Source organism: Amycolatopsis thailandensis (assembly GCF_042723255.1).
Lineage (GTDB): Bacteria > Actinomycetota > Actinomycetes > Mycobacteriales > Pseudonocardiaceae > Amycolatopsis > Amycolatopsis thailandensis.
This window is the reverse complement of record NZ_JBHXJK010000003.1, coordinates 77,948-101,788: the sequence shown is the minus strand read 5'-3', so window position 1 is coordinate 101,788 and position 23,841 is coordinate 77,948. Positions and strand designations below refer to the sequence as shown.

Sequence of the window (23,841 nt, the reverse complement as noted above, 5' to 3'; positions counted from 1 at the left end):
AAAAGAGGTCACCCCGTGACCGCCCTACACGACGAACACGCGACGCTCGCCGACCTCTTCCAGCCCGTCCCCGACACCGACCTCGCCGTGCTGCTCGCCGCCGAAGGACTCCACCCCGTCGGTGCCGTCGACGAGGAGGTGCAAGGTGACTGAACCCGTCCTACTTCCCGCCGGATGCTGGTGGATTGACCGCGACGACTGCTGGGAGATCACCCACCACCCGACCCGCGAAGACGCCGAAGCCGACCACGCCGACCGCATCCGAGGCGACTACGGCTACCCGTTGTCGGTCAAGGGCGCGTTCAAGATCTACCCCGGCGAGGCCAAACAGGAAACCCTGCGCTGCTACGAAATCGACTGCCCCGAGTGCGGTGAGACGGTGCACGTCACCCGGCGCTACGACATCTGCGGCGCCTGCGAAGACGACATCGTGACCCCGGCGATCCCCTACGAGGACCCGGACCAGGTCGAGCTCTTCGACGTCGTTCCCCACCCACGACATCCCCGGCCAGCCCCTCAGCCGCGTCGTCATCTTCCAGGAGTCGTGATGGCCGTCCCGACGCTGATCACTACCATCGGTCCCGCCGGCGCGGGCAAGACCACCCTCCGCCGCGCTTGCCGACCGCACCTGCCGTACGTCAGCCTCGACGAGAACAGGGCCCAGCTCGCGCCCTGCGGCTGCAGCAACAGCCTCGAGCACACACCGGCGGCGGTCGAGATGGCCGTGCAGGGCGCCCGCTCGGTCCTCGCCGCCGGCGGCACGGTGTGGTGGGACGCGACCAACGCCGACCGGGCGGCCCGCGCGACGTTGCTAGTCCTCGCCGCCGAGTATGAGGCGAGGACGGCAACGCTGGTCCTGGTGCCGCCGTTGCTGACCACCCTCGCCCAGAACCAGCGGCGGGACGACCGGCCGTGCCTGGTGTGCGGGTTCGCCCGTCGTGTTCCCGAAGCCGAGGTGTGGCGCATGCACCAGGCCATCGCCGCGGACCTGCCGACCCTGCCCGACGAAGGCTGGCACTGGATCACCTACGTGACCGTCCCCGCCTACTGCGAGGTTCCGTGATGCCCGAAGTACCGCCCATCCCAGCCCGATGCGCCGCACGTCCGACCATCGGCGGCCGCGTCATCCCGTGGATCAACGTACGGCTCGCCGACGGCGGCGTCGACTTTCGCGCCCAGCACACCACCCGCCTCAAAACCGCCCTGAACGGCAAACGATGCCAGGTGTGCAGCGAACCCCTCACCTCCCCGATCGTGCTGCTCGGCGGCCCGACACACCTGCGACAGCTGCTGTTCGACGAGCCGCCGCTGCACCCCGAGTGCGCGGTCTACACCAGCCACGCATGCCCCGTCGTCAACGGCACCGCCACCAGCCTCCCGTCCGGGCGGAAGCTGTCAGACGGAACACGCGGGCAGCAGTGCTTCGTCAAAGGCTGCGACTGCGGCGGCTGGATCCCCACACCAGGTGACCCAGACCGGCAGCACCCGACCGAACCACACCCATGGTTCGCCATCTACGCCACCGGTTTCAACGTCGCCGTCGCCCCGGACGGCGAAGTGCTCGGCGCGCTGCTGATGCCCGCCCAGGTCCGCCGCGTCAGGCTCGTATCCCGGCCCGGTGAAGGCCGCTGCTGGACCACGGTCACCGACGCACTCGCCGGATACGAGGCGCCCGACATGCACCCGGCGACTGAAGGGTCAGGCACACGATGACGGCCACCCAGCACGAGATGCCCAAGGATGGCACCGAGCCCGCCGACGAGATCGTGATGCGGCTCGTGAGCCACGCCGACGGCGACCCCGCGGTCGTCGAACGTATCTGCCGCGACCTCTACCGCACGCTGGGCCGGCGGTACACCACCCCGGCCATCCGCCGCGGCGATGTCCAGGCCGAGTACCTGTCCGAGACGATCGCCGCGTTCTGCAACGACCTCGCCAACATCGCCGAGGCCAACGCCGACTACCTGCAGACCATGCCACGGCGGATCCAGCGGAAGCGCACCAAGGGCTGGCGGCTCCCGGCCGGTGCGGTGTGCGTAGACCGCTCGACGCCCTGGGGCAACCCGTATGTCGTCGGCATGATCGTCATCTTCCCTGGTCTGCCAGGGATCGAGTATACGATCCGGGACGTGGAGGAAGCGGTGAGCTTCTACCAGCAGTGGCTGGCCGGAGATACCGACGCGCCACTCCCCCTCGCAGGTCCGCTTCCTCCGCCGCCGAACCGGGAGCAGATCCGCGCCGCGCTGGCCGGTCACGACCTTGCCTGCTGGTGTACCCGCGGGGCTCCGTGCCACGGCGACATCCTCCTGCCGCTCGCCAACGTCGGCGGCGCACCATGAACACTGCTGTGATTGGTCAACTCGACAAGCTGGCGGACAAGATCACCGGCGGATACCCGGTGCTGGACCGAGCACGGGACCGAGCCCGCGAGGTAGCGAACATCGTCTCTGCCGCAGTGAAGGTCGACCCGACCCTGCTGGACCACGACCGCAGCCGAGATCTCGACCTCTGCGCCGAGCTACTTCGGCAGCTGCATCCCCTTGCTCGCCAAGCCGCACTCGCCCTGGAACACGCCCGCCTCACCGAAGCCGATGCTTCGCGAGAGGAGTTCGCGCGCATCGGCAAGATCAACCCGCTCGCGCCGGACGAGCTCGACGCCCTGTCCGAGCGAGCCGTCGAGATCGCCGAGCGTGTGTCCGCCGCAGCGCTACCGGACTGGAACACGCCGCTCCGGATTCGGGAACGCTCCGAGCGGCTGCTGCCCAGTCCAGAGGTCATCACGTGCCTGGCCGATCAGCTCGCCCAAGCCGTGCGACCGGCCGCCGAGCTCGCACACCCTGCCCCTGTCGCAATCCGGCTCGGCGCCCTTGTCGATCAGCTGCGCGTCATCAGCGCCGACCTCCCGGACGGTGATGCGTGACCGCCGCCCGGTTCGAGATGTCCGAGCAAGACCTGCAGCAGCGGATTCTCGACGTCGCCGAGCTCTACGGCTGGCGCCGCATCCACCACCGCCCCGCGAAAACCGCCAAGGGCTGGCGCACCCCGATGCAAGGCGACCCCGGCTTCCCTGACCTCGTTCTCGCACGGGACGGCGTCGTCATCGTCGCCGAGCTCAAGTCCCGCCGCGGCCAGCCCACCGACGACCAGAAGCTGTGGCTCGAAGCGCTCGGCGCGCACGCCCGGCTCTGGCGGCCCGTCGACTGGCCCGCCATCGAACAGGAGCTCCGGAGACGCCGATGACCGAACCCGAGTTCACCGCGGACCAAATCGTCGACGGTATCCACTGCGCACTCGCCGACGGCGAGGTCGCCGTCGTTCCCGGCCTGCTGAAGCTGCTCGCTGTTCAGGATCCTGGCCGCGCCGAGCATCTGCTCAACACGATCGAGGCAGGGCTCGCCCTCGCCCGGAATCCGGATGCTCGGCTCGTCGAAACCCTGACCCGCACACGAAAGGCTCGTTCATGACCAACCTCGTCGTTACCGTGACCCCGACAATCATGGAGGGCACGGTCATCCGTTGGTATCGCTCGCTGTCCGCAGCATCCACTGGCGGGCAAGCGGTGGCATCCGCGTCCCGCAACGGATTCAGCTTCTTCATCATGCTCACCCGAGCAGACAACCCTCTTATTGACGCCGTCCGGGACGCACACGATGCGCTCGCTGCCGGGCATGTCAACGAAGTGGAGACCATCGCGACCCACCGACGCCACAGCCTGTTCGGCCCGCTCGTGCCGGTCGACGAAGTCACGACCTGAGGAGCCTCGTGGTTGAGCACTGGAAGTGGAAGCGCGCCGGTCAGCGTCGGAGCGACCTGGACAAGTATCGGGCGGTGGCGGCCGCGCAGAACGGCGAGGAACGTCGCAAAGCGAATCTGGCGCTCGCGTATCAGCGGTGGCGCGACGGCGAACTGTTCCCGTGGCGGATCACGCTCGCACTAGACTACCGCGAGCTGGAGGGGCCGGAGGTCGATGCGGCGTGCGGTGTTGCCGAGCCGTGCGTCGACATGTGGGAGGACGGGCACCTCTACCCCACCTGGGACCAGCTCCTCGCGCTCGCCGAGCTGACCGGATTCACACCGGTGTTCTTCACGATCAAGTCCGAGCCGCCACGGTTCGAAAACACGTCGGCGGCGTTCCACACCAAGCCGAAGGACTGGCCGGATCCGCCTGTGCTCGAGTTCCTGCCCGAAGCCTACGAAGCGATCCGGCGAACGCTCTGACGAAACGATGCAGGGGCCTTCACGAACGAATGCCGGGCAAGTCCAGTAAGGACCTGCCCGGCATTCGTCGTGCCGAACCTGTGTCAGCCGTTCGTGACCCTCGCCGCCATCGAGCTGCGAAGCGACTCCTCAGTCCACAGCTCCGGGCCGACGTCCGCGCGAAGCTCAACACAGAACTCCTCGCCGTCGACGAGCCGCACCGCCTCATCGTCCCGGCACCCCTGGATGATCTCGTCCGCTGTGTCCCCCGGCTCGGGAACGACACAGGAGATTTCGTACTGGCTGGCGTACTTGATCCTCATGGCATCAATTATCCCTGCTCTGCAAGCTGTGTTCCGTCGCCGACAGTTTCTGTCCACGATCTGGCCAGTGGGCGGCACCCCAGGTCGCGCGCGCGAAGTCGCCTGTTTCCAGCTACACCAGGCAATCCCCACTGCTCAGCAGAACTCGTCGACGAAGTCCTCAATCGACAGCGCGGCACCGGAACCCATGTCCGTGACAACGCAGCCTTCCCACGCAGGGCTGCCGTCGTAGAGTGATCACTCGGTCGTGACGTACGGCCCTTCCGCGTAGCTACCGTCGCCATCGGGCCCAACCACCATCTGCTGCCGCTGGCCGTCCCCGGCGAAGAACGCCACGCGGATCTCCCGATCGGCGCCGTACGGCTCGACGGTGATTTCCGAGCCGGTACTGCCTGCCTCGACGTTGGCCAGCCAGTTCCGCACGAACTGCCGCTGTCCGACGGTGGCCGAAGCGGGCATCGTGACCTCAAGTTCGCCCATCCTGATGACGTTGATGTTCATGTCTCTCCTCGCTGCGCGTCTTTGTCAACTTTCGGGCCACTGGTCAAACCGCCTCAAGCACGCCCGGCACCAGCATCACACTGAGCACTACGAGCACCGGGAACACGATCCAGGTCTCGAACCCCTTGCCCGTGCGGAACCGCAGCCACTGCGGCGGCCGGATCTCGTACCAGGTCTCACCCGCGATCAGCAGCGGGAACAGGAACGGGCAGCCGGACTCGGTCACCGCGTCGCCGAGGTCGTGCACGACGCAGCCGAGCGCGACCGCGATCCCCAGCCACACCTGCACGCCGTCGAGCGCGACCAGGCCACCGCTTTTCACCATAAGCGTGACGAACCCGGCCGCGCCGGCCAGACCGACCAGGTCGCCGAGCACGTGGTCCGCGAGCAGCAATCCGAACAGCAGGACAGCCAGCACCGCCCAACGGCCGCCCGCCGCGGTGCCGACCGCGGTGAGCGCGCCGAGCGCCAGTGCGAACAGGACAGTGTGCGACAGGTGCCGGTGCTGGCCGCTGCAGCGCTCGTCACGAGGTCCCTTCGTCACTGCGTACAGCCGTCGCGACGACCATCGCAGCAACCGTGAGATCCCGCCCGTGATTCGGCCAAGGAAGCGGGAAGCGGTGGCGCCTGGGTGATCGAGGTCCGGCAGCAGTGCAAAGCCGGCGGTCGTCGCGGCGAACACGAGCACCTGCGGTCCGCCCGCGAGACCGGCCAGCGGCGCGGCAGCAAGCCCCGCACACCAGCCAGTCAACGCGTGCGTGCGTCCCATCACGACGACGGCTCGCCCGGTTCGCGAGAGCCCCGACCGACCGCCATCCCCGTCTGAACCGGCCGACCCATACCACCACGCCTGCGCAGACCGAACCGGGCGAGACGCCCCTGTCCTCCCCTGCGACCGAATCGCTGCCACCCGCCGACGTTGACGGTGACCTCCACCGGCTGACTACGGTCGAGCAGCGCCCGGATTCCGTGGAGCTCCTCCACGAGCGCCGCGATCGCCTCGGCTTGAGCGACCGCCGCGAGCGCGCGAGCGCGAGCAACGTCCTCCGTCGTGCCCCTCGCCAGCTCGCGAAGGTGCTCCAGGTTCGTGTTCATGCTGTGTCCTTTCTCAACTGTGCTCAGTGATAGGCGGCAGCGACGAACTGGTCCGAGTCCTGGTCGTAGTCCCAGTCATCCTCGACATGCCAGTAGCGATCGGCGAGGAAGTCGGTGATGTCGCTCAGATCGTCGGTCATCGGAAGATCGCTGGAATAGCTCGTCCATATCTCGTCAGCGAGTCCGTCCTCGACGGCATCCTCACTGTCGTACAACCCGAGGGCGGCACCCAGCTCGTCATTGGAATAGATCGCGATCATCAGTTCCTCACTCGATTGTCGGCGTCCTATCGGCGCCCGCGAGTGGCGAGCCAGGTCGTCATCAACGACGCCAGCACCCCCACCACCCGGTGCGCCGCCTGATCCAGTTCCGTCAACGCCGTACCCGGCCCTGCCACATCGACCACACCTTCGCGACGCTGCACGGTGGCGTGCTCGACGTAGTCGCTCTTCCCCAATGCCCGAGCCGCGGCCAGTAATGGCGCACGCCGATCGATCACGTAGTGAGTGATCGCGTTGATCCCCATCCCCGCCGTGAGCGCCAGCCACGGCACTCGAAACCCCAGCACACGTGTCACCGCGACCGCGCCAACGATCTGGGTCGCCGTGTAGGTCGCGACGTGCCGAGCGCAATGCCGCCGCCCTTCTGGCCCGGGAAGCCCCTTCCCTGCCGCGTCCGGGTTGGACTGGATCCACTGATCGCACAGCGGATGCAGATCAGCGAACGTTGCCTGAAGCGCCGCATACAACGCCAGCGCGCGAATGGTCTTCATCGGTTCCTCACCCTCGATCTCCTGATGGTTCGACGCTCTTCCTCAGCCAGTCCGCCCCAGACGCCGGCGTCCTGGCCGGATGCCAACGCCCACGCCAGGCAGTCACCCGCGACCGGGCATCTGGCGCACACCGCTTTCGCCCTACGTTCCTGGCGGACTGCCGATTCCCCGGTGCCGACCGGGAAGAACAATTCCGGGTCCTCACCACGGCATTCGGCGTCGTGTCGCCAATCCGCCATCACGTCACCTCCCCTTCTGCTTGAGCCGGAATGCGTACTCATCGACGATCGACCACAACCACAAGCGGTCACGAGCTCGTCGTGCCTGCCCGATCTGCTGCACCGACACGGTCCCCAGCACCCCGGCGAGCAACGCCAACGCGATCAGCATGTCGCGGCCTCCGGTCAGCATCAGGGCTGCGACACCAAGCACGACCGCCACGAGGCCAGAAGCAAGCCCGGCGAACGTGTGCCGATTCGGGACACGGGTCGAGAGCTCGTCGAACGCGAACGCGATCAACACGTTCGCCTCGTACTTCGTAAGACCAGGAAGCCGGTCTGGCGGCCGGTGCGGGTCGAACCCGACCGGTTCGCCGTATCCGTTTTCGGGCATGGTGCAGCTCCGTCCAAAAGGGAAGGCTGATCACTAGTTCTGTGCGTGCCCCTCAGGGGATTCGATCCCCGACCTCACGTCTCAAGACGGTGAGAGGCGAAAGTGCTACGAGTCGAGAACCGCGATACCCGCGTCGGTGATGTGCAGCAAGTCGTCCTCGTCCGGCCCGGACAGGAGCTCGTTGTCCAGCAGCGGTGCGATCAGGTCCCACTCGTCATGCTGACGGAACTCGTCCGCACCCAGAGGCTTGCTGTAGAAGAGGTCGAGGATGTCGGTGTCGAAGTCGTACGCGCGCTCCGTCTCGTCGTCCTCGCCCTCGTCCTCGTCGTGGTCCATGTACTCGACGCCGGTCGCGGTGATGGTGATGTGCGTGCTGTCGTCGCCGAAGGTGACGAGTCCGGCGTCACGAAGGTCGAAAAGCAGCTGCCACTCGGCGTCGTCACCGACCTCGGCGACAGGCTGCGGCACGCCGTAGCAGCCATCCAGCGCGTCACGATGCTCCGGTGTCAGAGCCGCGGCGGCCGAATCGCTCTCGGTCTCTTGGTCCAAGTTCCCCCTGAACAGACCAGAAAGAAGCCCCATGGTCAGCCCCTCTCGTAAGCATTGAGGACCGCGTCTGCGACGTCGTCGTCGTAGCACTGACGCAGGCACCATTCAGCCTCTTCGTCGCCAAGCTCTTCGACGTAACCCGCATAGCAGTCGACGAGAAAACCGATGTTGTTGGCCATGCTGTCCTCCAGGGAGCCATCGTCAGCCCGGTCTCGATTCCGGGGACACCACGCGGGGAAAGCGCGGTGTTTCGGCTCAGCGGTGGAAGGTCATCGCCACTGGCTGACGCCAGCACCGCAGCACGAGCAGCCCTTGCTGTGCGGGAGGTTCGTGCGGACCGGCTCCTTCGTGAGCAAGCCGAGATAGCGCGACCACTGGTCCAGCGCCCGGCCGTGCAGACGGTCCCGCACCACCCGGATCGCGATCGCAGTGCGCGGCGCGTTCACGTCGAGCAGCAACCCGAACTCCAGCAGGCGGCCGAGCATCAGGTCGTCGTTGCCGTCGATGCCGCGCTCGACGTCCTCGGCGATCGCGCGGCCGTGCAACTCCTCCAGGACCTCGACGCGGATCGCCTCCAGCCTGCGGATCCGATGTGCGGGCCAGCCTTTGCGGGTGGCCTCGGTGATCTCGCCAACCAGCTCGGCGGCGCGATGGTTGAGGGCGTCGATGGTGCGCACGTCCATACGGATCTCCAATCGAAACATGCTGCGTGGAAAGGGCTTTCGGAGTGCCCCCGCTCGGTCGCGAACCGGCGGCGCCTACACGCTGCGAGGGCGAAAGATCAGTACAGGTTGGTCATCTCGCGGTGGTCCACCACGCGCACGGCGTCGGTGTCCAGGTGCGCCACCAGGTAGCGGGCGCCACTCACGGCCGCGTGCACCGCCCAGCAGCGCGTCGGGTGTCCCTGCGTCGCATCGCCGCGCACGTTGCACAGGCGCCCCACGTTGTTGCCGTCGTCGGCGACCAGGCGCGTGGCCCCGTCGACGGGTACCGCGATGTCGTTCGTCGCGTAGCCGACCGTGCCGTCCGCGTAGCGGAGAACGTTCCACGTGCGGCCGAGCAAGTGGGCGGTGCCCTCGACCATCGCCACGCCGCAGTCGCGGGAGAGCAGGGTCAGGACGTGGACACCGCGACGGACGGTGAGGGTGCTGGTCATCGGGGCCTCCATGGCTCTACTGCTCGCTGCTCGTGCCACAACTATAGGCCACAGCAGTTGGCCTAGCAACCCTTATAGGCCACATTGTGTGGCATACTTCCACGGTGACCCCAGACGAAGCCCGCGCCAAACTCCGCAAACTGGCCAAGGAACGAGACCGCATCGCCGAAGCTGAGCCCAAAGCGATCATCGAAGCCATCGGGGCTGGCGTCCCGCAGAAAGACATCGCCGCCGACCTCGGCCGCACCCGCGAACACGTGCGCCGCGCCGCACGCGCCAACGGAATCGAGGGCTGATCAGTGACAGACCAAGTTGCCGACACGGCCGCCGACAACACTCCACGAGGAGACCGAGCGTGACTGATAACGAGCAGCGCCTGGTCGACGAACCACGGCAGACGTACTTCATCACCGCGAAGGAATTCCCGGTCGCGATCGGGATGGAAGACGTCACGTACGCCGAGGCGCTCATGGTCGCCACCAACTGCATGTTCGAAGGACAGCTTCTCAACGGACCCGACACCGGCCCCGAAGGCTTCGTCGTCTCCTTCGACCACGTCGCCGGCGTCCGCGTTACGCCCAAGCAGCCCTCCGGACCGGCGATGCAGATGCCCGCCGAACTCGTGCGCGACTTGCTTGCCGAGCGCGAGGGAAGCAAGTGGGTTCCGGATTCCGCCAGCGCCAATGGTTCGTGAAGAATCGTTTCACGATGCCGTGTGATAGCGCGGGAACGGTCGAGATGGCACGATCGACCGCACACCCCAAGAGAGGAGAACCCGTGGCCGACATCCAGATCTCGGACGACGTGCTCACCATCGCCACAAAGCAAGCCGCGGCCACCGGCCTCAGCCTCGCCGACTGGCTCGCGCGTGCCGTCACCGAAACCGCAGCCCATCAAGCACCGGTCGCCGAACTGCTCGTCGACGACGGCGGCTTCCCCTCCCCGCGGCAGCACGACTAGTCGCCGTCCTCGTCCTCGAAGGCGCCTGCCCCGACACGGGCGGGCGCCTTCGTCGTTTCCACAAAGGGCTTTCCGTCCGGCGCGAGCGACCGCCACGAACTCTCGGCCAGCTCCAGCTCCAGCTCACGGTCCAGGACGATCTGGTCTGCGCCGCGGCGGGACCGGGCGGCCAGGAGTACGGCGCCACCGGCGACAAGCAGGCAGCCGATGCACACGACCACAAGCAGTGCGGGCGGCGACGGCCACAGCAGCGCGATGATGAGCAGCAAGCCACCGAAGACACCGAAAACCTTGGCGGCACCAGTAGTCCAGCCGCCGTAGTCGCGGTCCCGCTCGGCCTCTCGAACCCCGCGCTTCGCGAGCCGGATTTGGTTGGCGATGTCCTCCAGCCTCGCCTCCTGCGCTTGCCAGGCGAGCAGCTCGGTGGTGAGCCGCGTGATGTCGGTTTGGAAGTGCTCGTAAAGGTCGTCTCCCCGCCTCTGTGCGTCACGCATTGCAGTCGCGGCGAGGATCTTGTCTTCGAGCTCCTGGATCTTGCCCTGTACGTCCATCTCACCATTCCTTGTTACGTGGAGTAAACAAACAAACAAACACACCAAACGTCGCGCCTACGGGGCACACAGGGGTCAGAGCAGGCCATTCTCGATACTCGACCCGCACGGGCCGAGGTTTGTTTGGTGTGTTTGTTAACACTGGGTAGTCATGCCGCGCAGTAGCGCCCGCCTTCATTACGGACCACAGCCGACCCGTCCTTCACCAGGTCACCCAACGTGTTCGTGACCACCTGGGCCTTCACTTCAGGCCCCTCCTCGGCGAGCGCGGCGATGATGTCCCCTCGCGTGAGCTCTTCGTCCGAGGCCTGCACGATCGCGACGATCCGCTCCCGTACCGTGCGCCGCGGCAATGTCGTCACGACCGTCGCCATCCCCTCCGACTCCACCGCCTCAGCCGCCGAAGACGACCCAGCCACAGGAGCACTCGCACCGGCGAAGAGCGCGTCCAACTCGGCTGCGGTTTCGGCGAACGCCACGTCGTACGAGTCGGCGGCCATCTCGACACCGCCGACGTTCTCGCCGTGACGATCCTCCTCGTCAGAGTCGTCGGCGTCGGCCATCGGTCCGGCGTTGCGCAGGTAATGATCGAACTCGGGCGTCGCGTACTGGAATCGGTTGCTGTACAACGCACCGGCGAATTCCGCGGCGACTCGAGCGGAGCCTTCGTCGAGGTCGTGCCCGAACATGCGGCGCGCCCACGCCACGTCGGAGACGGTCAAGCCATCATGCAACTTCGGCTTCGATGGATCGATCTCCTGGATATACGGCGCTTTCAGCTTGATGATCGGGTCGTCGGCGCCCGGGTTGTCCCAAAACTCCCCCTTGTGGCGGGGGTTCTCCAAGTTGTAGTCCTCGGTCGCACGGCCGATCTCGGCGATGTCACCGACGTGGAAGACGCTCTTCCAAGCCAGGCCGTTGTTGATGTCGGTCGTGTGGGGCCCGAAGTTGGGATCCGTCAACCGGTGGCAGGCCAGGTGGAGCCAGACCTCCGCGCCGCCGGCTTCGTTGACGAGGCTGTAGGCCAGCTTGCTCATGGTGTAGGCGACGCCGTCGATCTTGACGCTGATCGTGGTGTTCTGGAGGGCGCTCGGCGCATTGGCCTCGTCGAACTGGATGAAGATCGTCTTGAAGTTTCGCCGGGCGTCCATCGGCTGGTTCTGCCGCCACCGGGCGATGACGAGCGCGGTCGCCAGCATGATCAAGGTGTGCTGCGGGCCGAACACCACCCAGCCGAATGGATGCTTGAACTCGGTGCCCTCGTAGGGCGCAATCCACCCGGCGATCAAGTCGTAGAGCTTCGAGGTGCCGCACACCCACTGGGTCGCGTTCGTCATCTTGGTCGTCGCGGCCAGCTTGCAATTGATCTTGCTGGATTTGCCCCACCTCGACTGGCCGATGTCCGCACCATGCTGATCGAGCCGACGGTAGGTCGGCTGCCCATTCACCTCGTACCCGCCCATCTGCGGATCACGCGAGGTCGTCGGCGACAGGTCGTCGACGAACGGCCGCACCGCCGAGAGCACGTCCTCGAACAGCACTACGAGCTCGTACACGCCGGCCTCGGGCTGCTCGATCAGGCTGACCCAGTCTGAGTACAACTTCGTGCCGGTGATCTGCCGCAGCGCGATCGCCATCTTTTTCCGGTCTTCGGCGGTCAGCTCGATCTTCTCCTGGGGCTTGCTGGACCGCCGACCCGCACGCGCGACCGCAATGGCGACGTTCTGAGTCATCAGCTCGATCTCCAGCAGCGCCCGCACACCGAGCGGACGTCCCGTGTCCAGCGCGACGATGACCGCTGGCTCGGAGATCTGCAGCCAACTGTGCCCCGACAACATCAGAGCCCACCCGATCTTCGCGTGCACCTCGTCCTCAGGGGTCGCGAACTGCTGGTGTACTGCGGTGCCGCTGTCGTTGCCGACAACCGCGGACGTGCCTGGCGCGACAGCGAGTTCCTTGCTGGGAGCCGGTGTCCGTCGCGCCAGCATGTACTCCTGCGACCGCGCCACCCCGTATTCGACGCCAGCGAGCGCGAGCAGCGCGACCAGCCACGCCAGCCACAGCACCGGACGCAGCTGGAAGAGGATGATCCAGCTCGCGTGGATCGCGATCGCGCCAGTGACCCATCGGGCGATCACCTGCCGACGTGCCCGGGTGAGCTTGTCGAAGACATCAGCCACACCGACAGTGGTCTTGGCGGCGATCGAGCAGCCGCCCGCGGCAACGACCACGATCGGGACGCTGATCAGCATCGGCACGTGGAACAGCGCCAGCCCGGCGGCGGTGGCCATGCTCACGACGGCGCCGAGCACCGTCCAGAACATCTTCCACGGAATCATCGGGTCGTCCTTTCGCGACGAGAAGTCGATGGGGAAAGGTCCGGGTGGGACCAGGTCGGGGGCTAGCCCCACCCGGAGATCAGCGGCTAGCTGGCGGCGACTTCTTCGGCCTTGGCGTAGAACGCGGCCGCCGTGCCACGGCGTTTGTCCGCGGTTTCCTCAGCAGCCGCGGCTTCGCGACGCAGCTTCGACGCTGCGGGCTGCATGCCCCTGCTGGTCATCTTCGCGGCGGACCGCCGAAAGTCGTCGGCCTTGGCCTGCAGCTGCGCGGCGTCCGACGCGGCGGCATCACCGGCTTCGTTGCAGGTGGCCTTCTGCGTTTCGGGCGTGGAGGTGTCCACCATGTTCAGGTACTGCTGGGTGTCGACGCTCATTCCGTTTCCCTTTCCATCCATCCCGGCCGCGCGCACTTGGGCGGCCAAGTCGTCCATTTCGGAGGTTCCGTATTCCCGCAGATCACCGGCGGCCGTTTCCGGCGCCGAATTCTCAGGTCGAGGCTGAGACGGGAACCCGGCATCGTCGACGGGGTTCTCCTTCAGCCACTCGTCGACAGCGACCTTCTCGGCCCGCTTCTCCGCCAGCTCGTCGCGCTGCGCCAGCACCACCAAGCCACCCATCGCCTGTCGCGCACGACGCTCCTTCCGGCTCTTCGGCTTAGTCCGCTCGACTGGCTTCGTCGCCGCAGCCGCGGGTGATTCGCCCGGCGAGGCAGGTACTGAACGCTCGCGACGACGTTGGCGCCGCGCCGCCCATTTCCGACGCTCGCCAGCCGGACGATCACGCCGCGCCTCGGGTCGATTCGCCTTGGCATCCTCTGTTGCCGAAGTCTCTGGCGCCTCGGACGCCAACGTGGCTTCCGCAACCGGATTACGTCGGCCACGCCACCAGCCGCGGATCCGCTGAACCCGGGACGGCGGCGGCGCGTGCCGGACCTCGCGCTGTCCCTTCGACTCCGGTCGGCCAGCAGGCGGGGCAGGCGGCGTGTACCGACGATCGCGACGACGCGCGAACCAGCCCTTGTCTGGACCGCAGACCAACGTCTTGTCGGTCCGGGTTCCCTTCGGCGCCGGATCCCGATGCCGCCGATTCCCGCCGTCCGAACTACCTCGACCGCGGCCTCCGAGGCGCCACAGGCGCCGACCCGAGCCGGATGCCGAGCCGCCGCCCGCGCCACCCGAAGCGCCTCGCGAACCCGACCCGCCGCCGGCGCCGTGGCTCCCGGCAGCTCCTCGGCCACCGCCCGAACCTCGGGTCCGGAGCCGATTCCACAACGAGCCGCCACTGCGACTGCCCGCACCGGTGCTGCCCATGCTGGCGCTACGGCCACTGCTGGGCGCTCGTCCACCTGCACCCGAACCGCCACGACCAAGCCCACTACCCGCGCCGTGGCTTCCGGACCTGCCAGTAGTGCCGCTACCGCGTCGGCCGCCCCAGTTCAGCGGGTTGAGCTTCCCGCCGGGACGCTGGCGAGAACCACCGCCAGGCCCTCCGGATCCCGACGGACCACCGCCACGTGTACCCATCCCGGGCGCACCGGAGCCGGTCCAGTGGCCACGCTTTGCCCGATTTGCACCGGAAAGCTGCCTGCTGCCCGCGCGCGAACCGACGACTCCATGAAGGCCTGCCGCTCCCGCACCTGCTCGACCGCGGCCAGGCCCTCCGGGCAGCCCACCAGCTCGCCCCCCGGCGGGGCCTCTACCACGACGCGGGATCAACCCCGCCTTCTCCGCTCCGAGACGACCGCGGCCGATCCTTGGTCGCATCGACCCCGCGCCGCTACTGCGACCACGCAGGCCTGCGCGCCGGACCCCTCCGCCACCCCGTCCGCTCCTGCTCTTCGCCGATCGGGCACCAAGCACGATGACGATGATCACCGTGGCCAACCCGATCACAATCACTGCCACGACGGGCGATCCGCTGTACATTCCCACTCCTGCCGTTGCTCCGGCTATCGGCAGCGTCCACCAGAGCAGGCGCTGCTTCGGCACTCCTTTGGTTCGCAAGCCGGTCGGCTTCTTGTCGCCCTGCTTGGCGTCCCCTGTGGCTTCGCTGGCCGAGGCCTCCTCACCCGGGGCCGACGCCGACTTAGACGAGTCGCCGCCGGCCTCGGGCCCGCGCGGGGAACGCGGAGGCCTTGGGGGCGTGGCCTTCGCGAACGCTTCCGGCAGCGCCGACTTCGGGGCTTCGCCGCTGTCGTCCGCCATCACAGATCTCCCTTGCAGTCGATCAACGGAGCTTGGAAAAGGCGTTCCCGATGCCGTCGGCGATCTGCATTCCGAGGCCGAAGATTCCGCCGATGATGTCGCCGATCGCGTCGCCGACGGAGGCACCGTTCTGCAGCACCTTCCACAAGATCGCGATGACGACGACCGCGAGGATCGCGCCGATGATCCAGCCGACGAGCGACTTGGCTGCGTCCAACATGTGGCTACTTCCCTTCCGCCTTGACGGCGTTGTAGGCCTTGATGGAGTTCCGGACCTGGCGGTCCGAGACGTTGAACTGACCGGCGATGTACTTCCGGTCCAGAGCGCCGAGCGACTGCCCCTCGGCTTCCGCCCGGGAGAGATAGCGGCCGATCCGGTCGAGCGCGGTGCCCTCGCCGTTGAGTTCCGCCGGGGTCGGCGCGAAGCGCACACGGTCGGAACTCGCCGAGTTCCGCACCAGACCGCCGAGCACCTTGCGGCCAGGCTTCCGCTCGCCTTCCGCCGCCGGAACCGTGCTGGTCGCAACAGGGGCGGAAGTCGGTTTCTGTGTCGGTGCGGAAGCCGGTTTCGGAACACGCTTCGGCTCCGTGTTCCGCTGCCCCGGCTCCGCCTCGGTGGCAGGGAGTTCCAGTCCGAGCTCCTGCGGGAGTTCCGGCCAGAACTGTTCGACGATCGCCCCGGCGGAAGTCAGTTCGGCCCAGCCGAGCGGAAGGGACAGCGACTTCCGCTCCGCGACCGCGACCCCGGCGGAAGCCGGATCCGACGACGCGGGTTCCGCCACGAGACCATCGTGGGAACCTGGCGCGAGGAGGATCCGGACGCGCGGATCGGTCACCGGAACCGGCACCTCGGGAGCGCCGTGCTTCGCGACCCACGCCATCCGCCATGCAGTCTCGCGCGACATCTGCGAACCGTGCACAGCGCGGTATCCGGCCGCGGCGCGCATCACCATTGGGTGCCGCCGCCACCGCAGTGCCTGCAACCGAACCTCGACCAGTGTCAGGCCCGTGGCGTCGTGCCGGGCACGGTGCATGTACAGCTCCCACGCGCCGACACCCATCAAACTGCCGAGGGCGGACACGATCCCGATCGTCGGGTTGACCTCGCGGCCGTGGTCGTAGTTGATCCAGGCCGCGGTCCCGGCGAACACGAATGTGCCGATCCTGAAGAGACGGACAGGGTGCTCACGCATGGAGCGGGCGTAGAGGATCGCGCACAGCCAGCACAGCACCTCGACGAGCAGTGTGTACGCGACGGCCCGCCAGGCGGCCGGATCACTCCACAAGCCGTGCGCGAGCTTCGCGAGGAACCAGTCGAACTGGGAAGGAACAGCGACGGCGACGGACAGCGCGATCGTGATGACGGTGACGATGAGGCTGGGACGATCACCGGGCTGAGCCGCTCGTTCGGCGTGGCGCGCGTCGCGTTTCTTCGTGCGGAAGGCCATCCGGCCGAGCTTCCGACGCTGCCAGAACGTGAGCTCGACCTTGGTGCCGGTGTTCTTGCGGATCATCAGGCGGCTCCTGCCCGGGCAACCCAGCGGCTGATGGTCGACTGCGGGATGCCGCACTTGTCGGCGAGTTCGCGTTGGGTGATGCCATCGCGGGTGAGGAGTTCGGCGGCGACGGACCCGCCGATGCTGGAGAGGTGGCGGTCCTGGCCGAGGCGGCCGAGGAACTTCACGAGCTGGTCCGTTTCCTGGTTGGCCAGGTCGGTGTAGGTGAGCGGTTCGTCGGTGCTGGTTTCCGTGGCCGGCCGCTCGTCGGTGTCGGGCTGCATGGCTCGAATGGTGCCAGGTTTGACCCAAGAATGGGTCACGCATAGCTAGCTTGGAGTAGCGATCAGGCGCACTAGGGACCGGTTTGTGGCCAGCTACCTGCACCTATGCATACGCAAAGAGTTTGCGAAAGTTGACAAACATTGAACGCTCGCCGAATTGCCCAGACATCAAGCGCCCACCAGCTCGACGAAGACACCACCGACCAGCTCATTGCCCAGATCAACGCCGCGCCGAGTCCGTCGAGACCGCCACCTGAAGGCACCTACAACCGCGCCTCCCGCCCGACTTGCCGTGGAAACTTTCGCTAACCAAACGTCCAGCGTCGTGTTAGCGTCAGCGTGCTTCCGGTGCGCAGCCCGCGGTTACTTCACTGGATCTGAAATCCCGCAGGCGACTTGATCACGGAAGCACTCGGCTTCAGGTGCCCGGTGCGCAGAGAACGGTTACTTCGCCTATTAAGCGGGTGGTCGCGGGTTCGAGTCCCGTCCGCACTTGTGCGGTAGCTCAGTTGGCAGAGCACCTACGTACCGTCCTCGACTTGATCACGGGCCCGCCTGAAGCCACACAACTTCACAACCTCCCGGTGCGCAGGCGCACGGAACCCCAGTCAGGCTCCCCCGGCAGTCCCCCACCCCTCGTTTGGAACTGCTGCCCGACCGTGGCCCATCTCGTACGCCGACCTGATCACGGGAGGCCCCTACTCCAGGGCCTCTGGTCCTTCTGTGGCGTCGGCCTCCCCTTACCACGAAAGGGTTCGAGGCCCAGTGTCCAAATTCAACACCGCCACCACCCGCCCCGCGCCAACTTCGCCGATCACCAGCGAGCCGACGCCGTCCGGCACCACATTCGAGGGCGGCGACGGATACGCGCGCGACACCAAGTCCGAACTGTTCCTTTTGGCCGTCACGAACCTCGTCGGCGAGCCCACCTTCTACGAGCCCACGGGCGACCGGGACAGCCGGTTTGTGCAGCTCGTCCACGCCGCCACCCTCGACGATCCCGACTGGACCGCGCGGTTCCTGCGCTGGCTCCGCACCGACGGGCACATGCGCAGCGCCGCGATCGTCGGCGCCGCCGAATTCACCAAGGCCCGCCGCAACGCGGGCCTCGACGGCCTCTCACGCCAGGTCATCGACTCCGTCCTCCAGCGCGCCGACGAACCGGGCGAGATGCTGGCCTACTGGACCACCCGGCACGGCCGCGCCATTCCACGCCCCGTCAAGCGAGGTGTCGGCGACGCGGTGAAGCGCCTGTACACGCAACGGTCACTGCTGAAGTGGGACAGCAGCACGAGTCGCGTGCGGTTCGAGGACGTCCTGAACCTCACGCACCCGCCGGCCGACTCCGAAGAGCAGGCCCAGCTGTACCTGTACCTGCTCGGCTCGAGGTACGGCCGCCGCTCGACGGCCGAACTGCCCGAGCTCGGCACGCTGCGTCTGAACGCCGAGGTTCGCGAACATGCCGCCATGGCACCGGAAATCCTGCTGCAACCTGACACATTGCACTCCGCGGGATTCACCTGGGAGGCGGCGCTGTCGCTGGCCGGATCCCGGGTGCCGAAGAAGGACCTGTGGGAGGCGGTGATCCCGTCCATGGGTTACATGGCGCTCCTGCGGAATCTCAGGAACTTCGACGAGGCAGGCGTGGCCGACGCGTTCGCCGAGCACGTGTGCGCCAGGCTGGCCAATCCGGTCGAGGTCGCCCGGTCGAAGCAGCTGCCGATGCGGTTCCTGTCCGCCTACCGTGCTGCACCATCCCTGCGGTGGGCATGGGCGCTGGAGCGCGCTCTTGCCCTGTCGCTGTCGCACGTTCCCGAGATCAGCGGCCGCACCCTGATCCTCATCGACACCTCCGGATCGATGGACTCGACGTTCAGCACGGACGGCACGCTGAAGCGCTGGGACGCGGCCGCGGTGTTCGGGCTCGCCCTCGGTTTCCGTTGCCAGGGCGCGGACATCGTGTCGTTCTCAAACGGCTACTGGGGCGGCCCGGGGTCGATGACGTTCGACCAGCGCGCCGGCGAGTCGCTGCTGAGCGCGCTTAGCAGGTGGAAGGACGGCGGTTTCTTCATCGGCGGCGGCACGGACACGATCGGCGCCGTGACGCGGCACCTGAATGCCAGCCACGATCGCGTCGTCATCCTCACCGACGAGCAGCACTCGACCGGGAACGTCGCGACGGCCGTCCCGTCCCGGATTCCGCTCTACACCTGGAACCTCGCGGGCTACCAGCGCGGCCATGCGCCGTCCGGCGGACACTTCCGGCACACCTTCGGCGGGCTGACGGACGCGGCGTTCCGGATGATCCCGCTCCTCGAAGCGGGCAGGAACGCCGACTGGCCCTTCTGATGGACGTCATCATCGCGTGCGCGGCTGCGGCGATCTACCTTGCCGCAGCCGCGCACTACGCAAGATCCAGAGTCCGGTTCTGGGCCCAGCACGGGTTCGTCTTCGATGTGCACCTCAGCAGTGACCACAGGCGCTGGCAGCTGGCCGTGCTCGCCGTTGGCGCAGGTCTCGTATGGCCGCTCTTCGTGATCGGCACCGGCGCTGTGAAGTGGTTGTGGGGCATCGCCGATCGCGATCAGAACCGGATCGCGCGGCTCGAAGCGGACGTCGCCTTGTGGCACTCGAAGCGGAACGTCGGCAGCGAGGACGAGCGACGCCTGGCGCGCGACATCGCCAACACGTTGCAGGAAGCACTCGCTACAGCGAAGGGCAACCGATGATCATGCAGAATGGCCGCGTCTTCGTCGCAGTACCGAGCGAAGGCTGGCAGCCGATCGGCCGCGCCGAGGAGTGGGCCACGTCAGAACCTGACGAGCCCCAGCGAGTCCTTGCGGGATTCCGGACACCACAAGACCTATTCGATGTAGCAGCGCGACGTGAGCTCACGGTGCAGGTCGCGCTCGACCCCGCCACGGATGGGCGCCTGATCATGGCGTTGTGGTCCGGGCGGATGTCGACGGTAGCGATCGAGCAACGCCTTCAAGCCGAGCGCGGAGTTCGCCCACCGACCGGCGTCGGGCAGCGGAAGGACCCGGCCAGCCCGTACCCGACCCGCGCTGCGCACGCGCGGGCTCGCGCTCGCCGGTCGGCCCTGGAACGTCGAGATCGTCGACGGATGCGGGCAGGTCGGCTACCGCTTGGTCCCTACTCAGCTGTCCTGCTCCGATTCACGATCCCGAACGCACAGGCCAGTTTGGTCCCGACCGACCTCGCCAGAGACACCGCGGTGGCATTCCGAGGCCTGTCGGGCACGCTGACCGCGGTCGGCGGCTCGATCAGGTCGATCATCCAGAACCTGGTCGCTGGCGCGGTTCTCGCGCACCCGCCGACCGCCGCGGCGCGGGAACTCGCGGACCAGCTGTCGCAAGACCGCCAATGCGGCTGCCGTACATGCACCTGGCGACGCGCCGTTCCGGGCATCGACCACCTGCGCCCGATCCCGTGGACCACCGATCGGATCGAGACCAACGACCCGGCCGAAACGCATCACGATCGGGTCGTTCGCGACGCCGCGACCGGACAGCAGCGGCTCGACTACTCCGGCAGCGGTGGCAGCTGGGCGGACTTCCTGCGGCGCGTCGACGACCTGATCGACGAACCACCCGGACCGGGACCTGCCTTGCCGGACGGCAACAGCGAGCCTTGAGCCTCCCGACCAGGATCCAGAACGGAGGCGTCATGCCTGACACCACCCCCGAGTTTCCGACCAGCAGGACGACGATCGTCTACGTCGACACCGAGCACGACCGCGTCACCCAGCTCGACCGCGTCCAGCCCGAGCACCTCGCCGAGCACGGCCGCCGCAGCCTCCGGATCGCCGAGGCGCTCCTCGAGGAAGCGCTCGACAACGTCCGGGACGCACTGCACATGCGGTTCGAGGTCACTGACCAACCCTTCCCGCTCGCGCAGGACCGGTCATGATCCTTCACCCGCTCTTCCACTGGTCCCCCACCGAACGCCGACCTCGGATCCAACGTCGCGGGCTGGTCCTGCGATCCCGCCCTGTCACGCACACCTTCCGCGCGGACTACCTCTGCTTCTCGACGAGCCCGTCGCAGGCGTGGGCGCTGTCGGCCGGCGTGTTCGGCGAGCGCGGGCAGGAGTGGGACTGCTGGCAGATGAGCCTCGACCGGCTCGATGAGGTCGAGGTCCGCGAGTTCTTCGGGAACCGCATCGAGGAGATCCGGGTCCGGAACGCGGTCCCGAAGTCCCGGCTGTGGCTGGTCGGCAGCCGCACCGTTCCGATCCGAGGGAGGCGCTGGTGAACCTTGACGAACTAATCGCGTGGCTGCGGAGGCAGATCGACGACGACGAGGAGATCGCTCGCGCAGCTGGAGCATCCCGCTGGCGGGCCTCGTCGGAGGAGACCGGCGACGGCCACAACGTCTACTTCGCGTTGAGCGCCGAGGACGAAGCCGACTCGTTCGCTAGTACCTACGGCGCGGAAGCGGACAAGGCCGAGCACATCGTCCGCCACGAACCAGTGCGTGTGCTGGCCGACGTCGCCGCCAAACGCCGAATCCTCGACGAGGTGGTCCCGAAGATCAACGCGATGGACGACAAGATCGAGGACGAGTGGGGCGACGGTGGCGAGGGTCCGCACGATGAAGCGTGGCTTCTGGCTCGCCTGCTCGCCCTGCCGTATGCCGATCGCCCCGGCTACTGCGAGGCGTGGCACCTGTGACGCGGGCTGGGCATCCCCGTACGCACGGGCACCACATCAACTCGTTGACCTGCGGGCAATACAAGCACCACATCTGCCATGGCTACTCAGGCGGCTACGACACCTACGTCTGCGGCTGCTGCTGCCACGACCTCGAAACCGACCCGGGATCCGTCACCGACGCCGACCGCGCCTGGATCGAACAGGTCAGGTCGCCGTCCCCGCAGCCGAGCGAAGGGAAAGTTCGATGACCCGGATGCGGCGCCTCGGACTACGCAAGCCACCGGCCGTCGAGGTGACAACTTGGGACTGGCGGAAGCGCGACTACCACCTCATCCCCCGCCCCGGCGGGCTGACCGCCATCGTCAGCTACTGGACCGACGGCGGCTGGGGCTCACCCCAGTTCGCTGGCCAGAACCCGACCGTCGGCGACTACGTGATCTTGCGGACCAAGGCCGAACACGGCACGCGCTACCGGATCACCTCGATCGAGGCACCGTCGCCCACGAACTCACCAACGCCAGGAAGGAATCAGATCATGACCGAACCCGATGGGCAGGAGTGCCGCCAGGTCGATGTCGAGGAAGGACAGGGCCGGTGAGGCACTCCAGACCAGAGTTCAAGGCGATCGCCGACCAGCACACGATCTTGCGGACGCAGGTCGGGTCCGGGGTGCACGGCACCGCGATCGCCGGAACCGACGACCGCGATGAGATGGGGATCTGTGTCGAGCCACCCGAGTATGTGATCGGGTTGAAGCCGTTCGAGCAGTACATCTTCCGGACCGCGACCGAACGCACCGGGGACCCGAACGAGCCGTCGACCGCCGACGACCTTGACCTGGTCGTGTACTCGCTGCGGAAGTGGCTGCGGCTGGCGCTCGCCGGGAACCCGACCGTGCTGATCCCCCTGTTCGTGCCGGACCGCGAGGTCGTGACCACGAGTCCGCTCGGTTGCTGGCTGCGCGCGAACCCGGACCTCATCGTGTCCCGGCTCGCTGGTGAGCGGTTCATCGGCTACCTGCGGTCGCAGCGCACCCGCATGCTCGAAGGCAAGGTCACCGGCCGTGTCTCGCGCCCCGCGCTGATCGAGCGCTTCGGGTTCGACACCAAGTACGCCGGCCACATGGTGCGACTCGGCGTGCAGGGCGTGGAGCTGCTGGAGACCGGGCGGATCACGCTGCCGATGCCGGAGCCGTGGCTGTCGTGGATCCGGGAGCTGCGGCAGGGGCAGCGGACGCAGGGCGAGGCGATCGACGCGGCGGCTGATCTGGAGGCGCAGCTGCTGCGACTGTTGGAGCACTCTGATCTGCCGGAGGTGCCGCAGTGGGAGCGGGCGAACGCGTTCTTGACTGAGGCCTACGGCTCGACGTGGGGTGCGTTGAAGCGCGGTGTGTTGTGACCGGGCCGTCTGGACCGCTGGATCCGAAGGCGTTCGGGCGGCGAGTCGCGGAGGCCCGCAAGGCGACCGGGATGAGCCAGGGCCAGCTCGCTGCTCGACTGGCCCGGAGTCGTGCGGCGATAACGAACATCGAGCGCGGGCGAGCACTGACGTCGATGACGTTGCTCACCGAGCTTGCGGTGGCGCTGAAGGTTTCCATCGATTGGCTGGTAGCGGGTGTGATCGTCGAGCCGCCGAACGAACTGCTGCTCAAGCTGCGTGAGATCCGGGGTCGATGGCAAGCCCTCCTCGACGCTAACCGCGAACTGGGGTGGCCCGAACTCGCCGACGTGGTCCGGCTACCACACGACTTCGTCCGCGACCTCGACTCACTGCTTGGCGTGACCACAAGCCACCCATCTACCGAGAGGACATGACGATGCCAAGCCGGGAAACCCGCATCACGATTACCTTCGGCGATCCGAACCGAAACGAGCCCGAGGCAACAACCTGGGACCTCATCCGAGGTGCTTTCGCTGCGCTCGTCGTCCTCGCCGCGTTCGGGATCGCCTGCTCACCGCCGCAGGACGAAGCCCTGTTCGGTACGTGGGCGGCGACGTTCATCTCGATGCTCGGTCTTGGGCTGGTGCTGCTGCTGATCGAGCTGTGGCTACTGCGGCGGCGGACTCGTCGGATGCAGTCCGAACGTGACGACCACGACGACTGAACATTGATCATCTGAAAGGAGTT

The 23,841-nt window shown here is 67.2% G+C and carries 41 protein-coding genes and 1 tRNA gene; 24 read left to right on the top strand and 18 right to left on the bottom strand.

Features of this window, described 5'->3' with window-relative positions; all coding sequences use genetic code 11:
* Window positions 1-15: 15 nt before the first annotated feature.
* From ACFWMR_RS02195 to ACFWMR_RS02155, 9 genes are all read left to right on the top strand, one after another.
* Window positions 16-153, top strand: a complete 138-nt coding sequence (locus ACFWMR_RS02195) for a hypothetical protein (protein WP_378376292.1) — start codon at window positions 16-18, stop codon at window positions 151-153.
* Window positions 146-1,063 carry an AAA family ATPase gene (locus ACFWMR_RS02190; RefSeq protein WP_378376291.1) on the top strand — a complete coding sequence of 306 codons (918 nt, stop codon included), beginning with the start codon at window positions 146-148 and terminating at the stop codon, window positions 1,061-1,063. Before ACFWMR_RS02195 ends, ACFWMR_RS02190 begins: the two co-directional genes overlap by 8 nt.
* Complete coding sequence (locus tag ACFWMR_RS02185) at window positions 1,063-1,713, top strand: hypothetical protein (RefSeq protein WP_378376290.1); 651 nt, start codon at window positions 1,063-1,065, stop codon at window positions 1,711-1,713. Before ACFWMR_RS02190 ends, ACFWMR_RS02185 begins: the two co-directional genes overlap by 1 nt.
* Window positions 1,710-2,339, top strand: a complete 630-nt coding sequence (locus tag ACFWMR_RS02180) for a DUF4326 domain-containing protein (protein ID WP_378376288.1) — start codon at window positions 1,710-1,712, stop codon at window positions 2,337-2,339. Before ACFWMR_RS02185 ends, ACFWMR_RS02180 begins: the two co-directional genes overlap by 4 nt.
* A complete protein-coding gene (locus tag ACFWMR_RS02175; protein WP_378376286.1) occupies window positions 2,336-2,920 on the top strand; it encodes a hypothetical protein in 585 nt (194 codons plus the stop codon). Before ACFWMR_RS02180 ends, ACFWMR_RS02175 begins: the two co-directional genes overlap by 4 nt.
* Window positions 2,917-3,240 (top strand): hypothetical protein, encoded by a 324-nt coding sequence (locus ACFWMR_RS02170; protein ID WP_378376284.1) that lies wholly within the window; start codon window positions 2,917-2,919, stop codon window positions 3,238-3,240. The genes ACFWMR_RS02175 and ACFWMR_RS02170 overlap by 4 nt, the downstream gene beginning before the upstream one ends.
* Entirely contained in the window at window positions 3,237-3,464 is a 228-nt protein-coding gene (locus tag ACFWMR_RS02165; protein ID WP_378376282.1) for a hypothetical protein, read from the top strand. Before ACFWMR_RS02170 ends, ACFWMR_RS02165 begins: the two co-directional genes overlap by 4 nt.
* Window positions 3,461-3,754: a hypothetical protein gene (locus tag ACFWMR_RS02160; RefSeq protein ID WP_378376280.1), complete on the top strand. Its 294-nt coding sequence runs from the start codon at window positions 3,461-3,463 to the stop codon at window positions 3,752-3,754. The genes ACFWMR_RS02165 and ACFWMR_RS02160 overlap by 4 nt, the downstream gene beginning before the upstream one ends.
* 74 nt (window positions 3,755-3,828) lie before the next feature.
* Window positions 3,829-4,218, top strand: a complete 390-nt coding sequence (locus tag ACFWMR_RS02155) for a hypothetical protein (protein ID WP_378376278.1) — start codon at window positions 3,829-3,831, stop codon at window positions 4,216-4,218.
* An 83-nt stretch (window positions 4,219-4,301) separates the two neighbouring features.
* Here the strand turns inward: ACFWMR_RS02155 and ACFWMR_RS02150 are convergent, their stop codons facing one another.
* From ACFWMR_RS02150 to ACFWMR_RS02095, 12 genes are all read right to left on the bottom strand, one after another.
* On the bottom strand, window positions 4,302-4,520 hold the full coding sequence (locus ACFWMR_RS02150) for a hypothetical protein (RefSeq protein ID WP_378376277.1): 219 nt from the start codon (window positions 4,518-4,520) through the stop codon (window positions 4,302-4,304).
* A 237-nt stretch (window positions 4,521-4,757) separates the two neighbouring features.
* Window positions 4,758-5,021, bottom strand: coding sequence for a hypothetical protein (locus tag ACFWMR_RS02145; protein ID WP_378376275.1), 264 nt, complete (start codon window positions 5,019-5,021; stop codon window positions 4,758-4,760).
* A gap of 43 nt (window positions 5,022-5,064) precedes the next feature.
* Window positions 5,065-5,793 (bottom strand): metal-dependent hydrolase, encoded by a 729-nt coding sequence (locus tag ACFWMR_RS02140; RefSeq protein WP_378376273.1) that lies wholly within the window; start codon window positions 5,791-5,793, stop codon window positions 5,065-5,067.
* A complete protein-coding gene (locus ACFWMR_RS02135) occupies window positions 5,790-6,116 on the bottom strand; it encodes a hypothetical protein (RefSeq protein ID WP_378376271.1) in 327 nt (108 codons plus the stop codon). Before ACFWMR_RS02135 ends, ACFWMR_RS02140 begins: the two co-directional genes overlap by 4 nt.
* Window positions 6,117-6,139: 23 nt before the next feature.
* Window positions 6,140-6,376: a hypothetical protein gene (locus ACFWMR_RS02130; protein ID WP_378376269.1), complete on the bottom strand. Its 237-nt coding sequence runs from the start codon at window positions 6,374-6,376 to the stop codon at window positions 6,140-6,142.
* A 26-nt stretch (window positions 6,377-6,402) separates the two neighbouring features.
* Window positions 6,403-6,888, bottom strand: coding sequence for a hypothetical protein (locus ACFWMR_RS02125; RefSeq protein ID WP_378376267.1), 486 nt, complete (start codon window positions 6,886-6,888; stop codon window positions 6,403-6,405).
* The gene (locus ACFWMR_RS02120) at window positions 6,885-7,127 is read right to left on the bottom strand and encodes a WhiB family transcriptional regulator (protein WP_378376265.1); all 243 of its coding nucleotides are present in this window, start codon (window positions 7,125-7,127) and stop codon (window positions 6,885-6,887) included. Before ACFWMR_RS02120 ends, ACFWMR_RS02125 begins: the two co-directional genes overlap by 4 nt.
* Window positions 7,128-7,131: 4 nt before the next feature.
* Window positions 7,132-7,500, bottom strand: a complete 369-nt coding sequence (locus tag ACFWMR_RS02115; protein ID WP_378376263.1) for a hypothetical protein — start codon at window positions 7,498-7,500, stop codon at window positions 7,132-7,134.
* Window positions 7,501-7,605: 105 nt separating this feature from the next.
* Window positions 7,606-8,049, bottom strand: a complete 444-nt coding sequence (locus tag ACFWMR_RS02110; RefSeq protein WP_378376262.1) for a hypothetical protein — start codon at window positions 8,047-8,049, stop codon at window positions 7,606-7,608.
* A gap of 35 nt (window positions 8,050-8,084) precedes the next feature.
* Entirely contained in the window at window positions 8,085-8,228 is a 144-nt protein-coding gene (locus ACFWMR_RS02105) for a hypothetical protein (protein ID WP_378376260.1), read from the bottom strand.
* A 90-nt stretch (window positions 8,229-8,318) separates the two neighbouring features.
* Window positions 8,319-8,732 carry a hypothetical protein gene (locus tag ACFWMR_RS02100; protein ID WP_378376258.1) on the bottom strand — a complete coding sequence of 138 codons (414 nt, stop codon included), beginning with the start codon at window positions 8,730-8,732 and terminating at the stop codon, window positions 8,319-8,321.
* A gap of 98 nt (window positions 8,733-8,830) precedes the next feature.
* The gene (locus tag ACFWMR_RS02095) at window positions 8,831-9,205 is read right to left on the bottom strand and encodes a hypothetical protein (RefSeq protein ID WP_378376256.1); all 375 of its coding nucleotides are present in this window, start codon (window positions 9,203-9,205) and stop codon (window positions 8,831-8,833) included.
* A gap of 104 nt (window positions 9,206-9,309) precedes the next feature.
* On the opposite strand from ACFWMR_RS02095, the gene ACFWMR_RS02090 reads away from it, so the two are divergent.
* The 3 genes from ACFWMR_RS02090 to ACFWMR_RS02080 all read left to right on the top strand — a co-directional run bounded on the left by ACFWMR_RS02090 (window position 9,310) and on the right by ACFWMR_RS02080 (window position 10,165).
* On the top strand, window positions 9,310-9,501 hold the full coding sequence (locus ACFWMR_RS02090) for a hypothetical protein (protein WP_378376254.1): 192 nt from the start codon (window positions 9,310-9,312) through the stop codon (window positions 9,499-9,501).
* Between the two features lie 59 nt (window positions 9,502-9,560).
* Window positions 9,561-9,899 carry a hypothetical protein gene (locus ACFWMR_RS02085; RefSeq protein ID WP_378376252.1) on the top strand — a complete coding sequence of 113 codons (339 nt, stop codon included), beginning with the start codon at window positions 9,561-9,563 and terminating at the stop codon, window positions 9,897-9,899.
* Window positions 9,900-9,982: 83 nt separating this feature from the next.
* Entirely contained in the window at window positions 9,983-10,165 is a 183-nt protein-coding gene (locus ACFWMR_RS02080; RefSeq protein WP_378376250.1) for a hypothetical protein, read from the top strand.
* Here the strand turns inward: ACFWMR_RS02080 and ACFWMR_RS02075 are convergent.
* From ACFWMR_RS02075 to ACFWMR_RS02050, 6 genes are all read right to left on the bottom strand, one after another.
* Window positions 10,162-10,716: a hypothetical protein gene (locus ACFWMR_RS02075; RefSeq protein ID WP_378376248.1), complete on the bottom strand. Its 555-nt coding sequence runs from the start codon at window positions 10,714-10,716 to the stop codon at window positions 10,162-10,164. The two genes, ACFWMR_RS02080 and ACFWMR_RS02075, sit on opposite strands and share 4 nt — an antisense overlap.
* Before the next feature lie 149 nt (window positions 10,717-10,865).
* Complete coding sequence (locus ACFWMR_RS02070; RefSeq protein WP_378376246.1) at window positions 10,866-13,055, bottom strand: hypothetical protein; 2,190 nt, start codon at window positions 13,053-13,055, stop codon at window positions 10,866-10,868.
* An 86-nt stretch (window positions 13,056-13,141) separates the two neighbouring features.
* Window positions 13,142-13,672 carry a hypothetical protein gene (locus ACFWMR_RS02065; RefSeq protein WP_378376244.1) on the bottom strand — a complete coding sequence of 177 codons (531 nt, stop codon included), beginning with the start codon at window positions 13,670-13,672 and terminating at the stop codon, window positions 13,142-13,144.
* A gap of 1,609 nt (window positions 13,673-15,281) precedes the next feature.
* On the bottom strand, window positions 15,282-15,479 hold the full coding sequence (locus ACFWMR_RS02060; protein WP_378376242.1) for a hypothetical protein: 198 nt from the start codon (window positions 15,477-15,479) through the stop codon (window positions 15,282-15,284).
* Window positions 15,480-15,483: 4 nt separating this feature from the next.
* Window positions 15,484-16,773 (bottom strand): hypothetical protein, encoded by a 1,290-nt coding sequence (locus tag ACFWMR_RS02055; RefSeq protein ID WP_378376240.1) that lies wholly within the window; start codon window positions 16,771-16,773, stop codon window positions 15,484-15,486.
* Complete coding sequence (locus tag ACFWMR_RS02050; RefSeq protein ID WP_378376239.1) at window positions 16,773-17,039, bottom strand: helix-turn-helix domain-containing protein; 267 nt, start codon at window positions 17,037-17,039, stop codon at window positions 16,773-16,775. The genes ACFWMR_RS02055 and ACFWMR_RS02050 overlap by 1 nt, the downstream gene beginning before the upstream one ends.
* A 428-nt stretch (window positions 17,040-17,467) precedes the next feature.
* On the opposite strand from ACFWMR_RS02050, the gene ACFWMR_RS02045 reads away from it, so the two are divergent.
* From ACFWMR_RS02045 to ACFWMR_RS01990, 12 genes are all read left to right on the top strand, one after another.
* Window positions 17,468-17,534 (top strand) — tRNA-OTHER (locus ACFWMR_RS02045).
* 270 nt (window positions 17,535-17,804) lie between these two features.
* On the top strand, window positions 17,805-19,388 hold the full coding sequence (locus ACFWMR_RS02040) for a TROVE domain-containing protein (RefSeq protein ID WP_378376237.1): 1,584 nt from the start codon (window positions 17,805-17,807) through the stop codon (window positions 19,386-19,388).
* Window positions 19,388-19,768: a hypothetical protein gene (locus ACFWMR_RS02035; RefSeq protein ID WP_378376235.1), complete on the top strand. Its 381-nt coding sequence runs from the start codon at window positions 19,388-19,390 to the stop codon at window positions 19,766-19,768. Before ACFWMR_RS02040 ends, ACFWMR_RS02035 begins: the two co-directional genes overlap by 1 nt.
* 506 nt (window positions 19,769-20,274) lie before the next feature.
* Entirely contained in the window at window positions 20,275-20,694 is a 420-nt protein-coding gene (locus ACFWMR_RS02030) for a hypothetical protein (RefSeq protein ID WP_378376233.1), read from the top strand.
* A 32-nt stretch (window positions 20,695-20,726) separates the two neighbouring features.
* Window positions 20,727-20,969, top strand: coding sequence for a hypothetical protein (locus ACFWMR_RS02025; RefSeq protein WP_378376231.1), 243 nt, complete (start codon window positions 20,727-20,729; stop codon window positions 20,967-20,969).
* Window positions 20,966-21,313, top strand: a complete 348-nt coding sequence (locus ACFWMR_RS02020; protein WP_378376229.1) for a hypothetical protein — start codon at window positions 20,966-20,968, stop codon at window positions 21,311-21,313. Before ACFWMR_RS02025 ends, ACFWMR_RS02020 begins: the two co-directional genes overlap by 4 nt.
* Window positions 21,310-21,732, top strand: a complete 423-nt coding sequence (locus ACFWMR_RS02015) for a DUF6221 family protein (RefSeq protein ID WP_378376227.1) — start codon at window positions 21,310-21,312, stop codon at window positions 21,730-21,732. Before ACFWMR_RS02020 ends, ACFWMR_RS02015 begins: the two co-directional genes overlap by 4 nt.
* A complete protein-coding gene (locus tag ACFWMR_RS02010) occupies window positions 21,720-21,962 on the top strand; it encodes a hypothetical protein (RefSeq protein WP_378376225.1) in 243 nt (80 codons plus the stop codon). The genes ACFWMR_RS02015 and ACFWMR_RS02010 overlap by 13 nt, the downstream gene beginning before the upstream one ends.
* On the top strand, window positions 21,959-22,312 hold the full coding sequence (locus ACFWMR_RS02005) for a hypothetical protein (protein WP_378376223.1): 354 nt from the start codon (window positions 21,959-21,961) through the stop codon (window positions 22,310-22,312). The genes ACFWMR_RS02010 and ACFWMR_RS02005 overlap by 4 nt, the downstream gene beginning before the upstream one ends.
* Window positions 22,309-23,112 (top strand): nucleotidyltransferase domain-containing protein, encoded by an 804-nt coding sequence (locus ACFWMR_RS02000; RefSeq protein ID WP_378376221.1) that lies wholly within the window; start codon window positions 22,309-22,311, stop codon window positions 23,110-23,112. Before ACFWMR_RS02005 ends, ACFWMR_RS02000 begins: the two co-directional genes overlap by 4 nt.
* Entirely contained in the window at window positions 23,082-23,528 is a 447-nt protein-coding gene (locus ACFWMR_RS01995) for a helix-turn-helix domain-containing protein (RefSeq protein WP_378376219.1), read from the top strand. The genes ACFWMR_RS02000 and ACFWMR_RS01995 overlap by 31 nt, the downstream gene beginning before the upstream one ends.
* A complete protein-coding gene (locus ACFWMR_RS01990; RefSeq protein ID WP_378376217.1) occupies window positions 23,525-23,818 on the top strand; it encodes a hypothetical protein in 294 nt (97 codons plus the stop codon). The genes ACFWMR_RS01995 and ACFWMR_RS01990 overlap by 4 nt, the downstream gene beginning before the upstream one ends.
* Window positions 23,819-23,841: the final 23 nt, after the last annotated feature.